The organism is Mesobacillus subterraneus (genome assembly GCF_000934845.1).
GTDB classification, from domain to species: Bacteria; Bacillota; Bacilli; order Bacillales; family Cytobacillaceae; genus Mesobacillus; species Mesobacillus stamsii.
In genome coordinates this window covers 1-11,784 of record NZ_JXIQ01000065.1, presented here as the reverse complement: position 1 = coordinate 11,784, position 11,784 = coordinate 1, and the positions used below count along the sequence as shown (strand labels likewise).

The window sequence follows — 11,784 nt, the reverse complement described above, 5'->3', positions numbered from 1 at the left end:
AAAGGGGAAATAAAAATATTATTTCCTTCCATTTTTTATACAACCAATCTGCACTTATAATAAACTTACAATGGAAGAAAGGCGGAGATTACCACTTAATCAAAAAACAAGTTTTAAGGTAAAATAAGGAAATTCATCAACTCCTTGTGATAGAAAACCTTTGAGAAATAATAGATTATGTCTTACAATGTGAATAATGATGATAGGACATGCCATTTTCTTATAATGGCCTCTGGAAACAATTGATTGATAAGAACCTGACAAAAGAAGAAATGCGAAAAACACTGAAGTTTTCTCCCTCCAAAATTGCTAAAATGGGAAAAGGGGAGAATGTATCAATGGACGTGATCGAGCGTGTATGCAGCCATTTCCAATGCTCCATCGAAGAAGTTGTACAGTACATACAAGAAGGGGAGGATGAACACGATGAACGAGGAAATCTTGAAGCAAATTCTATCTGAAATTAAAGGGGTGAAACACGGGCAGGAACAACTAGAAAAGAAAATGGAAGCACGCTTCAACACGGTAGATAACCGCCTAGAAAGCATCGAGCAAACGCTAGTGCGAATGGAAGCCGACCAGCCGGAAGATATCACGGCCCTGCTTAAACAGATCAACGGCAAACTTGAGGATAAAGACTATGACGTTCAGGCCCTTAACAAGCGAGTTTTCAAAGTAGAATCAGAAATCGAAAAAATAACGCAGCAATAACGTTCATTCCGGTGGGCGTTTTTTTAATACGTCCAAAGTTGGCTGCATTGACTCGCAAACTTGGCGAGTGAGATGGAGGACTAAGCAGAATTGTCGAGTCCACAATTTCGTGGAGTCAAACCCAAGACATAAGACACATTATGCAAACTACATACATACTTTGTTCCCTTGGTTAATTTAAAACCTTCACGATGTTTTTCAGGCACTTCTTTTACTTTATTTGGCATCATAACATCAATGATACACAGATGAATGGTGCATTCAGATAAAATATTCACAGCTTCTACACCATCGTTTGCTTCAAGAACTGTATAACCCTCTTTTTTTAAATAGATTGCGACAAGTTCCCTAATGAAAAGATTGCCCGTACCGTCATGATCGAAAAGGGTAAATGTACCATTTTTATTTGGTTCCGGTATGGTTTCCGGACTGGTCGTATTCATACGTTGTCAAGCGGTCATATTCATCGGTTACCTTTGTCAGGTTGTCATTGGCATCATGTTCATATCGTCGAGTAACTCCCCCAACCGTTTCTGGTGAGGTTCCCAATAGAATCATATATTTTCCATACATTGTTGCCATTCGGATCTGTACTGTTGATAACGTAGTTTCCTAGAGAATCGTAGGTCAATTTTGAACGAATGGATCCAATTTGGGCTTTGGCTGCATCGAACCAATCAGTTCCAGTCTGATCTTTAGACTGATAATATATCGTTAACGATTTAAAATCCTTCGAAGTCGCAAATCTTAAGGAAACGTGTTGCCAATCATGAGATTTACTCTTATCAAAATCACCGTTTACCCATTGAATAGTACCATCTGTATAATTAATAGCTACATTCATCTGATAAAGACCTGCAGAAGCAGTAGGAGCATCAACTTTTGAAAACCCGGATACGGTAATATCCTTTCCGGCTGTACCATTCACTTTCAGTTCCTGGCGAATAAACTTGTCCACTCCACGCTGTCCGGTCAACTCGATGGATTTGGCTCCTGTATAAGCTGTAGTAGAATCTACTCCATCGGAAAATGTTAGGGTTCCTGGTAAGTACCAGCCGTCAGGCACTCCATTGTTTTCCGAATCAAATTCAAAATTGCTGTTTTCGATTAGGTTAAACGCCCCGTAATACTCCTCCTCAATTTGTAGGCCGTCAAAGAAGTAATCTCCATTTCCGGCATTGACATACGCCTTTAGCGTCATGAAGGTTGTATCGACCGGAAGATCTTCCGGGTTGATGACAAAGTGCATCCTTTCCACGCCGGTTGTCCCTTTCAGCATGGCGCTGCTTACCGTCTGGGTCGTCTGTCCGCTTGCGTTGCCGCCGGTGATCACAAGCTTGGCATTTGAATTTGTGTTGGTGGTTTTGATATATCCGCTGACTACATACTTCTTTTTCGGATCATAGGCAACCCGGTCACTTTCGACGGCTACAGCTGTGGACGGATTCGAAATTTGATTTGTTTTGAACCTAATTTCGCCTTCTGTACGGCAGCCCCGCTGTTGTCATACGTGAAAGTGGCCGTACCGATCTTTTTCCAGTTATCCGGCCAGTTGTCGTTGTTGGCGTCATTTTCAAAGCTCCCATTCAACAACAGGCTTTCCCCGATGCTTACGGAAGAAGTTTCTTCGGTCACGTTTCCATTGGCATCATATTTGGCAGCGGATGACTTCGTCGCTGCGTCCGTGGAAGCGACATTATTGTTTTTACTGTCGTATTCCTCGGTGGAAACCTTCCCTTTTGGATCCGTAAACTGGATAGGGTTGTTATTTTCGTCGCAAACAATTTTTTCCTGTTCATTGAGTGTATTGCTGAAGCTGGTTAAGTTTCCTGTGGAGTTTATAAGCAAATGCCACAATCGGGAAAAGAGCTACATTAGTAAGGTAGCTCTTTGTAATATTCAAGACTGTTTTAATTTTTAGACGTATAGATTACTTGAGTTCCTGCAATTAGATCATGTATAGATCGTTTATCTTTTCGTAATCCTACCATAAATGCACTGATAATGAATGCAATTCCAAGTGTTACAACATAAACAAGCGAAGCTAAAATGTATCTTTTCAATGTTGTACCAATTCCAACCTTTTTACCATCTGTACGAACAATTTTAATCCCTACTACTCTTTTACCAACTGTAAAACCTGACCATATCACAGGGATAATGAGATAATATAAAAAATTAATGCTATTTACAAATATTTCTGTGGCGATGTCAGATACACCTATTAACATACAAAGAAGATAAAGTGGTATAAGTAATAATCCGTCAATAATAATTGATCCTAATCGAATCCAAAATCCTGCTGCTTTATGTTCATTCATGTTGTTTATTCTACCTTTCTAATATTATTCGTCCATATTTTACTGTTTTATTTTACAATTACTTATAGGAAAAAGAAAGTTAGCTTTTCCTAATATATAACCCATAATCATGCCACTTTTTCATAACTGTTAAGTGTTCTTCTTTTCCGACTATATACTGTGAAGGACAAGTTAATCTCAAAATTATTTATACAATCGATTAGGTGCATAACTTACTTCCTGCAACTAATCGATTATTTTGTATACTTAAATCTTATTAAAGATAATCTGTAAGTCTAAGGTTATATGCACTTAACAACTGCTCTTGTAAGTCACTTAAGAAGTACTCTATAGCCTCAATTAGTATTTCAATAGGGATACTCTTCTGAAACTCAAATTCTTGCCATCTTGAATAAATTCCCCAACCATTGTTTGTATAAATGAATTCTAAAAGGGGACCTTCATCATCATCCATTGTAATATATTCAAAACTTTCAATATCGTTTAATTTTATTTTTTGAAGCCATTTCTTTAAAGCAATACCCAACTCTAGCAACAAAATATATTGTTCATTAAAAAACAATCGTTCATTAACTAAAATTTGAAATAGACCCTCTATTTCGGATATTACTTATAATTTCGATTAAGAATCAATTCTTCTTCGATTTTATTATTCAAATAGATCTTAAATTTAAATTTTATTTTATCGGATAGGCTGTCCATACTTTTCCGTCAACTCCTATAAAACTTTAACTCTCGTTTCACCTATTTGTTCCAATTTTCCGTCCCATATTAGTAATGACTACATAAGAATTAGGCTGGTTATTAGGTGAAAATTGTGCATTACGCGATTTGAGTGCAACAGAAATTATTCTTCTTGCTTCTCTTTGGCTAGACGTATTAAATTTTCTCCATTTACCTCCTGTATTTGATAAAATGCTTACTCTTAACTGTAAAGCTTCCGACTTTTTTAGCTGCTTTTATATTCAGCTTTAGACGCTTTCTTTATAACGCTACCATTAACTAATTTTAGATACTTGGAAATCTTTCCGACTTTAATAAAGTTATCTGCTACTGCCCAAGAAACATGATCATCTTCAAATCCATGGAATGTATCTCTCGAGATGAAACGTCCTGTATCTGAATTGTAATAACGAGCCATTAAATAGTACAGACTACTAGCCTTCATATATTGAAAATTGCAGTCAAGACACTGAAACCTTGAAGAAGGGACTTCAAGGTTTCAGCTAGAATTATTTAAAATCTTTTATTTTTTCAAGTTGTTTATTAATATCCCAGCATTTTGGTTTTTTCTTAGGGTTAAACCAAGGGTAACCTTCTTCTATCCACTTATTCCGAAAGGCCTGAAAGGAAAATCCCTGATCATCATCGTCATAGCCAGATTGAAATCCACAGCAATGACATATAACAAACATCGGTTCTCCAGTGTCAAGATACATAGGTTCTTCCAACTTATTAAATCCACAAACTGGACATTCGTACATTTCTATCACCTCTAAATTACTTTAGACCCTTAAAATAATTCCAACCTCTACTTGGTTTGAACAATGTTCCAATATATTTACCATCATGAATTATTACTAGTTCATTTGTAGATTTTTTATATTTTGCAGTTCTACCACCAGAAAGCACTCTGACAAATACATTTTTGTTATCACCTTTAGCATTAGCTAAATTTCTTGCTCTATCTAAATATTGTTGCTTTGATATTTTCCCAAATTCCTTTTGTTTGATAACATGCTTATCAAAGTGTGAATTAAAATTTTTAAAAGCTGTTATACTTTTAGAAAACTTAATCAGGCTTAGGAATTTTGATATTTTCCCTACTTTAATAAAATTCCCTGCAACAGCCCACGCAACTGCTGATGCTAGTTTGTAACCTCTTTTTCCCTGTGCATAAGCTTTTTTATATGCCATATAACCATCATACGTCGCCATCGCCGCATTAAACACTAACCAAACCCAATTACCATCATGGTCCACGTAACGAACTGGATTCCCATGAGCATAAGCATATTGGTTTAACGACTTTGGATCATCCTCAAATCCATGGAAAGTATCTCTCGTAATGAAACGGCCTGTATCCGTATCATAATAGCGAGCGTTTAAATAGTATAAACCAGAAGACTCATCATATCGATAACTCGCATAACGATAAGGATTGGAAGTTGCCATTGTTCCTGTTTGTGACAGGATATTACCCCATGCATCATAATTATACTCAGCAACGGTATTTCCACTTGTATCTGTTAAAGCAATGACATCACCGTGGCCATTTAAGTGGTAATAATACGTTTTACCGCCTTTTGTCATTGTGACGGGGTTACCTTCCTGATCCCACGTATATTCTATAAGGATGTTATTATTTCCATCTGTTTCGTAAATAACTTTATCCCCATCATAATAGAAGTGAACGGTTCCACCAGAAGTGGTTATGCTCTTACGGCGGCCTTGATCATCATAGGTAAAAGTTGCAATGGAAGCACCATTTTTATCTTTCACCTCGACGAGGCGATTTTCTTCGTTGTAAATAAATGTTTTGTCACCGTTATTCGTCAGGTTTCCATTTGCATCATATGTTTGTACTTTACCATTATTGTTCGTTAACTGATTAGCACCATCGTAAGTGTAAGACGTAGTAGTAGATGTTGTTCTTTTTGTCTCAACTTTCTTTATACGGTTACCAACTGAATCATACTCATAAGAAATTATCGTTCCATCTTTTAGGATCTCTTTTGTTAATCGGTTTAACGTATCGTACTGATAAGAAAGATTTCCATCATTTGTAGTGACACCCGTCCAGTTCCCATTAGCATCATACGTATAGATAAACTTATCGATAACCCCACCAGTTGCATTGTAATTGATTACCGACTGAAGACGGTTGTTGCTTTCATACTCATAAGAAGAGTACGTCCCGTTTGCGCGCTTTTCGGAAATTACATTCCCGCGCTCATCATAAACAAAGCGTACAATATTGGAATTACTACGAGACATAGCGATTAACTGGTCAAGTTTATTATAGGTAAATTCATTCGTAAACTGATTTGTACCGACTGTTGCAGTTAAAGCAGTTGTATTTCCATTATCGTCATAGCTGTAAGCAATCTTATTAGATGTACCTTCTGCCTTTTCCGTTATCTTTTTATTCTTGTCGTAGGTGTAAGTTGTTGTTTTTCCTGCTGCATCGGTTACGGACGTAATGTTTCCATTAGCATCATATCCATAGCGCCATTTCTCGACACCATTGTAAAGAACCTTTTCTAAACGATTAAAAGCGTTAAATGTATTAGAAACCGTGCTCCCGTTTGGATATGTTACTTGAGTCTGATCCCCATTTTTATTGTATTCAAACTTGGTCACTTGATTTAATGGGTTAATAATTTGAGAAACTTCGTCAAACTCGTTGTACTCATACTTAGTAAGATTGTTTTTAGTATCAGTAACAGTCGTTCGATTACCAGTAGCATCATAACCATATTGAGTGACACCAAGGTTTGCCTGCGTCACTTTGGTTAACAAATCCCTGGAGTCAAATTCATAAGATGTTTTTTGACCTTTCCCATCCGTTACAGCGGTCTGATTTCCAACCGCATCATACTGATAAGAAACAGTATCTCCCAGTGGGTTTTTAATGCTGGTAACAGCTGGCATTAAACAATTGATTATCCGTAACAGACATTGGGTGTGTAACATATTGCATATTCCCATTCGCAAAGTAACGTTGTGACACACTCTGTTGATATGGATCAATGGATTCAGTTGGATTATTTTTACTATCATAATCAATATTATCGATATTTTTGTTATAGTCCTGCTCTTCCACTAGATTATTAGCAGCGTCATAAGAGTATGTTTCATTCACCGGAGCTCCTGGAGTTGCAGGGTTATCTGATGTTCCAGGCAGCTGAGCACCAGTTAGATTTCCGTTCTCGTCATAGGAATAAACATATGCAGGCTTTGCTGTAGTTGCGTCACATGTATTTCCTGAATCAGCTTTATATAAATTAGCATCAATCACTTTGGTTAAATTGTTAAAATCATCATAACAAAACTGAGTAACAGCATTATTTTGGATATCTAAAGGATTTTCAGTAATTTTGGTAATGTTACCATTTGGATTATAAGAGTAATCCACTCGTTTTCCTTCCCCATCTGTCACAGAAGTGACCATAGAATTATATGAGAAGGTTGTAGTACTTGTTTCTTGTACACCACTGATCGTGATTCGTCGGCTAACGCTTTGGGCACGATCAGACATGTCATAATTAACTGTCGTTGTAATAGAACGAGCATCGGTAGTTGATGTTATATTATGATCGGTATCATAACTTAAGATTGTTGAATTACCGGCAGGATCTGAAATTTTAGTCAAATTACCTGCGGTATCATAGTTATAGGTTGTTGTACGGTTTGCTGGATCTGTTACACTAGATACAAACCCATTGGTTCCATACGCAATTGTAGTTGACCGTCCGGACGCATCTTTAATTACAGTTAACTTACCACCAGTGTCATATATGAGATTCAACTTATTGCTGTTTGTATCAACAATTGAACTGATTTTGCCACTTGTATTAAAGTGAACCTTAGTTCCATCCTTTTCCGTAATCGTATATGTTCCATCTTGATTCTTTGCAAGAGTTAAATAAAGGCCTCCCGGTGTATCATAACCGCCGCCTATAGCTTGACCAAAAATATGACGGGTATTATCACCATCAATTAATGTAATAGGTCCTTTTCCAGCATCAACAAGGCGAGCTTCAAGATTGGTGATCCATCCATAACCGAACATTCCTGCATACCAGGATTTACGACTGTTGTAGGATCTTGTAATCGATGCTTCAGGACCGCGTCCTGGTGTTGAAATATCTGTGCCGGAAATAAACAAGTTGCCATTCGCAGGATTAATACCCTCTTCAGTGACGCCCCAAAATTCTTCTTGTCCTATAGGATCAACCGTATAATTAACCGTTAGACGAGGAGTATTATTACCACTGTTAAGACTGTTAAACGTACGATAAGGTGAAGTGGTTTCATTCTGTTGTTTTAACATGAAACCGTAGTTCGCCTGGTCCCCGTTATACCAGTCTTTAACAAGTTGAGTAATATCCCATTGCCAGTAAGCATTAGACGTGTTGTTTGTGGTAGAACCCTCCACTTTGGTGCCAATTGTTGGTTGAGTATTCCAAGTAACAGAAGAGGACCAATCACTCGTTACTCTATACAAATCAATTGCTGTATTCGTTGCATCAGATTTTGTTTGGTACGCATTGAAATTTGCGCTCGAAATTTTGCTATCGCTTGGTAAACTCGGTAAATAAAATTCAACTAAATCCCGAGTTGTGCCGAAATAACTGTTATATCCTGTATGCATATAAGTATTACTAGAAAAAATAGAATCGGGGAAACTGCTTGCAATAAAGTTGTCACGCAATAGATCCCAGCTGTTGATCGTTGGATCAATTGTAACAGGATATTGTGTTTCTGGATCTTTCAAAAACGACTGATCGGCAACAACATCGACAAACATTTTCCCGTTTTCTTCACGCAGATTCAGGGAAACTTTTTCAGAATATTTGTCTTTTGCATCCGTCATATAAGGATTTTCAAAGAACCATACTGTTTTCCCCTTTAAATCTTTGAAAACGATTGTGCCGTTTTTTTCTTTATGAGGTGTAACACCTTTCATCTTCAACTCAAAACTGAATGTGTTTTCGTTTTGATATAGATTGAGAATAATATCTTCTTTTACAGCGTTGCCTTGTACACGGTAACGAACATCAACATTATCGAAAATCCCTTTATAGCTAATTTCATTTTCTTTAACTGTTCCCTGTACTTTTTTAGCTTTCACTGGAACGAAGCCAACACTTTTATCTTTCATTTCAACTGTAACAAGTTCTCCGTTTCCAGTTTCTTTCGTAAACCATGTCTTTTGATCATTTGCGGTGTTTTCGAATTTTTCCGTTTTTTTTGTACTGCTTTTGAGTTTATTATCGATCTTTTTCCACTTTTTATCTGAAAGATCTTGATAAAACTGTTGTTCCATAAAGATCTCTTCGGTAAAACTTCCGTCAGGATTTAAATACCTTGTTGAGTAGGCAGTGCGTTTATTTGTTAACTCCATTTTTTCTTTAGGCAGCTTATTTGGCATTTCCCCAATTTCTGCGATTAGTTTTTCCTTTATAGGAGTCCTTTTCGCTTCAGCTGGTGCTGCTTTTGCAAAATTTGGCCCTACTAAACTAATCACAAGGCATAATGAAATAATTATAAAAGAACTGTTCTCTCGGATTTGTATACCAAACTTCGGACTTTAAAAAGAATACGGGAGTTTTTGGTATATAAATAAAAGTCTCCGAGAAAGGTAGAGGGTTTTTACCATTATTTAAACAATATCCATTTTTAAATAGCCTAGGTATAATTATCTTGTCATCTGCATCATATACATATGTAATGTTCATACATCTTACCGTTAGAAGGTCTTTTTCGTTAACAGGTCCGTTGGCGTTGTATGTGAACTCTAAATGCTTGATATCGTTATGGAAAGTGCCCGTCTTGGATTAATAGTAGACATATGCTATATACAATTACAACTCCTTCCAATTGTGCGTTAATTCATAAAATAAGCGTTAATCCTTCTTAACGCAAATAATGGTATAATTAAAAAAATGCCCAAACTCATATATACCAAGGCTTTGGACATTTTATAACTGTTTTTATTAAAGCGTTAATTTGTATTATACGAATAGTTGCTCTTCAAAGAAAGCAGCGAGTTTAATAGTATGACCTACCAAAATTTTGCCTGGCGTTAACAACCGGATTTCCTTTATGGTAAAGATTAGATTCTGTAGGTTCTAACCATAACTCAAAACCTGGTGTTAATCCCGACCAAGGCTTTACCGGCGCAATATAACCGTCAGTATTACCATCTGCAAACCTGCACCATGGGTCAGTGTATGATCCTGCTATACACTTCCCTCCAACAGAGAATGATTCTAAATGTCTGTGTGTTCTAGAGATTTGCACTTTAAAATCATCATAATCCACTACTTTAAAAGTTGATGAGCTTGTATCTTTCCCCATTGCCCACGAATAATAGTAGCCCGCACTTGCAATAGCCCAATAACCTGAACCAATGCCAATGGATGGTTCTTCTGGGTTGTCACTTGCAGTTGTATCAATATAAGCATATGGCATATCTGAACCCCAGTAAGTACCTACACTAGATTGGGACTCAGATTTAGGTCCATACGAGAATACATAGTGTGTATATCCGCCATAAGATGGTAATGAAGTTTTATCATAACCATAAAAAGAAGTATCAATTTCCATTCCTGCAGGTCCCCCATAAGGACCGGTACTAACTCCGTTCCAAAACGATGCTAATCCCTCATCAGCAGTCTGATATGCATTATAAGACTGTTGCCTCTGCCCAATAAAAATTATGTTGAACCCCTCTTACACCATTATCATAATCTATTATTGTCTCAGTATCACCGAATCCGGGTGCAATATGAAAATCAGGGGTACCCAGAGGCAAACTACCATCGTGAGCTAGAGTAATATCAGGCTTATTTATTAAAATAGTAAAAAGTACTAGTAACCCTATTTTTCTCAACATTCTACTTCACCTTACCTTTCCAATTTTCCGGAATTTCTCTAAGCAAAGGGGTAGAGTGGGCATTTTTTTCACTTTTGGAAACGGCATGTATACTCTTGTTGTTGTGTAACTCTTTTAACTTAATCTTTTTCCCCTTAACTTTTCCTAACTTATCATCTTTTTATCAACTTTCATTTGATAACAAATTCCCATTTGCAAGTATTGCCCCATTATTCACTCTATCCTTACTTCCTGCCTTCTCCTGTTCCTCTATATATTCAATCAACAACTTTTTTAGGTCCCTCGATAAAATCTTAGAATCTGTTATTATTTCCTGAGCAGGTGTGTCTTCTATGTCTCCTTTTGCAAGTTTCAAAATCCCTCACGTCTTCACTCTCCTTCAGTCCCCAAAATATGGTCAATATTTTGTTTAACTTAAAAATCGTATAATTTCTCATATCGGTTCGGAGCGTTTTGTATCATCAGAATTAACTGTTACCCCAAGTATAAAGTGATTATTCCCTCTTTCTCGGCAGTTTCTATACAGCAAGAAAGAAAACGAAGCAACATCTCCTTTTCTCGGTCGGCATCAAGTTGCATTGGATGCAACCCCGAAAAGATTAAGACAGCAGGATGCAACAGTTCTCTCTTAGCTTCACTATAAAATGTTGGGCCCTCCACTTCCTTGTAGGCTTGTTGTAGCGTTTGATAAGAGACTGTGATTTCTTCCCCTCTCCCACTAAAATCTTCGCCATAAGGATTAGCCAAACCCAATGGCACATAAAGATGTTCTACATTTGGATTCCAGACCTGAAACGATTTCTTTGCAAAAACCTCATTCTTTTTATTTCGTGCTTCAATATAAAAACCCATAATTCCCTTCCCCCCTTATCTCTCCATTAAATAACTTGATAAGTCCTGTAACATAGCGATATACTCTTCCTGGCTGTCTGGTTCACTGAATCCATATTCCTTTAATTGAACAATTGGTGTATGTAACCATTCTCGGATATCATTGTCCATTTCCAGTTCATCTTCAAGTGATAAAACCTCAACTAATTCGGTAATATCAAATTCCTTTTCTTGCACTAATTCCTTACTCATTCTTAAATCCTCCTTATCCCTTTATTGTTAATGACGTTTTATAAT

Annotated in this window: 15 protein-coding genes; 2 read left to right on the top strand and 13 right to left on the bottom strand. The window is 36.9% G+C overall.

Annotated features, from left to right (window positions below; genetic code table 11):
• Nucleotides 1–209 precede the first annotated feature (209 nt).
• Nucleotides 210–461, top strand: coding sequence for a helix-turn-helix domain-containing protein (locus UB32_RS07810; RefSeq protein ID WP_044392631.1), 252 nt, complete (start codon nucleotides 210–212; stop codon nucleotides 459–461).
• Nucleotides 427–711: a hypothetical protein gene (locus UB32_RS07805; RefSeq protein ID WP_044392630.1), complete on the top strand. Its 285-nt coding sequence runs from the start codon at nucleotides 427–429 to the stop codon at nucleotides 709–711. The genes UB32_RS07810 and UB32_RS07805 overlap by 35 nt, the downstream gene beginning before the upstream one ends.
• 80 nt (nucleotides 712–791) lie before the next feature.
• Here UB32_RS07805 and UB32_RS20445 read toward each other — a convergent pair whose 3' ends face one another.
• The 13 genes from UB32_RS20445 to UB32_RS07740 form a co-directional block, all read right to left on the bottom strand.
• Entirely contained in the window at nucleotides 792–1,154 is a 363-nt protein-coding gene (locus tag UB32_RS20445; RefSeq protein WP_044392629.1) for a response regulator, read from the bottom strand.
• A gap of 59 nt (nucleotides 1,155–1,213) precedes the next feature.
• Complete coding sequence (locus UB32_RS19815; protein WP_431305966.1) at nucleotides 1,214–2,164, bottom strand: hypothetical protein; 951 nt, start codon at nucleotides 2,162–2,164, stop codon at nucleotides 1,214–1,216.
• The gene (locus UB32_RS07790) at nucleotides 2,140–2,568 is read right to left on the bottom strand and encodes an RHS repeat protein (protein WP_044392625.1); all 429 of its coding nucleotides are present in this window, start codon (nucleotides 2,566–2,568) and stop codon (nucleotides 2,140–2,142) included. Before UB32_RS07790 ends, UB32_RS19815 begins: the two co-directional genes overlap by 25 nt.
• 53 nt (nucleotides 2,569–2,621) lie before the next feature.
• Complete coding sequence (locus tag UB32_RS07785) at nucleotides 2,622–3,032, bottom strand: RDD family protein (protein WP_044392623.1); 411 nt, start codon at nucleotides 3,030–3,032, stop codon at nucleotides 2,622–2,624.
• A gap of 256 nt (nucleotides 3,033–3,288) precedes the next feature.
• On the bottom strand, nucleotides 3,289–3,594 hold the full coding sequence (locus UB32_RS07780; protein WP_044392621.1) for a hypothetical protein: 306 nt from the start codon (nucleotides 3,592–3,594) through the stop codon (nucleotides 3,289–3,291).
• Between the two features lie 670 nt (nucleotides 3,595–4,264).
• Nucleotides 4,265–4,516 carry a hypothetical protein gene (locus UB32_RS07770; RefSeq protein WP_044392618.1) on the bottom strand — a complete coding sequence of 84 codons (252 nt, stop codon included), beginning with the start codon at nucleotides 4,514–4,516 and terminating at the stop codon, nucleotides 4,265–4,267.
• 16 nt (nucleotides 4,517–4,532) lie between these two features.
• Complete coding sequence (locus tag UB32_RS20440) at nucleotides 4,533–6,686, bottom strand: RHS repeat-associated core domain-containing protein (protein WP_052806987.1); 2,154 nt, start codon at nucleotides 6,684–6,686, stop codon at nucleotides 4,533–4,535.
• A complete protein-coding gene (locus UB32_RS20435; RefSeq protein WP_052806986.1) occupies nucleotides 6,664–9,285 on the bottom strand; it encodes a DNRLRE domain-containing protein in 2,622 nt (873 codons plus the stop codon). Before UB32_RS20435 ends, UB32_RS20440 begins: the two co-directional genes overlap by 23 nt.
• A gap of 524 nt (nucleotides 9,286–9,809) precedes the next feature.
• Nucleotides 9,810–10,367 carry a hypothetical protein gene (locus UB32_RS07760; RefSeq protein ID WP_044392617.1) on the bottom strand — a complete coding sequence of 186 codons (558 nt, stop codon included), beginning with the start codon at nucleotides 10,365–10,367 and terminating at the stop codon, nucleotides 9,810–9,812.
• Between the two features lie 79 nt (nucleotides 10,368–10,446).
• The gene (locus UB32_RS07755) at nucleotides 10,447–10,656 is read right to left on the bottom strand and encodes a hypothetical protein (protein WP_044392616.1); all 210 of its coding nucleotides are present in this window, start codon (nucleotides 10,654–10,656) and stop codon (nucleotides 10,447–10,449) included.
• Between the two features lie 163 nt (nucleotides 10,657–10,819).
• On the bottom strand, nucleotides 10,820–11,011 hold the full coding sequence (locus UB32_RS07750) for a hypothetical protein (RefSeq protein ID WP_044392614.1): 192 nt from the start codon (nucleotides 11,009–11,011) through the stop codon (nucleotides 10,820–10,822).
• A 119-nt stretch (nucleotides 11,012–11,130) separates the two neighbouring features.
• Nucleotides 11,131–11,508, bottom strand: a complete 378-nt coding sequence (locus tag UB32_RS07745; protein WP_044392612.1) for a hypothetical protein — start codon at nucleotides 11,506–11,508, stop codon at nucleotides 11,131–11,133.
• Between the two features lie 15 nt (nucleotides 11,509–11,523).
• Nucleotides 11,524–11,739, bottom strand: a complete 216-nt coding sequence (locus UB32_RS07740) for a hypothetical protein (RefSeq protein WP_044392610.1) — start codon at nucleotides 11,737–11,739, stop codon at nucleotides 11,524–11,526.
• Between the last annotated feature and the right edge of the window lie 45 nt (nucleotides 11,740–11,784).

Coding starts and splice junctions, on each gene's coding strand:
- UB32_RS07740 (WP_044392610.1), bottom strand. CDS start 11,739: ATGAGTAAGGAATTAGTGCAAGAAAAGGAATTTGATATTACCGAATTA.
- UB32_RS07805 (WP_044392630.1), top strand. CDS start 427: ATGAACGAGGAAATCTTGAAGCAAATTCTATCTGAAATTAAAGGGGTG.
- UB32_RS07770 (WP_044392618.1), bottom strand. CDS start 4,516: ATGTACGAATGTCCAGTTTGTGGATTTAATAAGTTGGAAGAACCTATG.
- UB32_RS07760 (WP_044392617.1), bottom strand. CDS start 10,367: ATGGAAATTGATACTTCTTTTTATGGTTATGATAAAACTTCATTACCA.
- UB32_RS20440 (WP_052806987.1), bottom strand. CDS start 6,686: ATGCCAGCTGTTACCAGCATTAAAAACCCACTGGGAGATACTGTTTCT.
- UB32_RS07755 (WP_044392616.1), bottom strand. CDS start 10,656: ATGTTGAGAAAAATAGGGTTACTAGTACTTTTTACTATTTTAATAAAT.
- UB32_RS20445 (WP_044392629.1), bottom strand. CDS start 1,154: ATGAATACGACCAGTCCGGAAACCATACCGGAACCAAATAAAAATGGT.
- UB32_RS07745 (WP_044392612.1), bottom strand. CDS start 11,508: ATGGGTTTTTATATTGAAGCACGAAATAAAAAGAATGAGGTTTTTGCA.
- UB32_RS07785 (WP_044392623.1), bottom strand. CDS start 3,032: ATGAATGAACATAAAGCAGCAGGATTTTGGATTCGATTAGGATCAATT.
- UB32_RS07810 (WP_044392631.1), top strand. CDS start 210: ATGCCATTTTCTTATAATGGCCTCTGGAAACAATTGATTGATAAGAAC.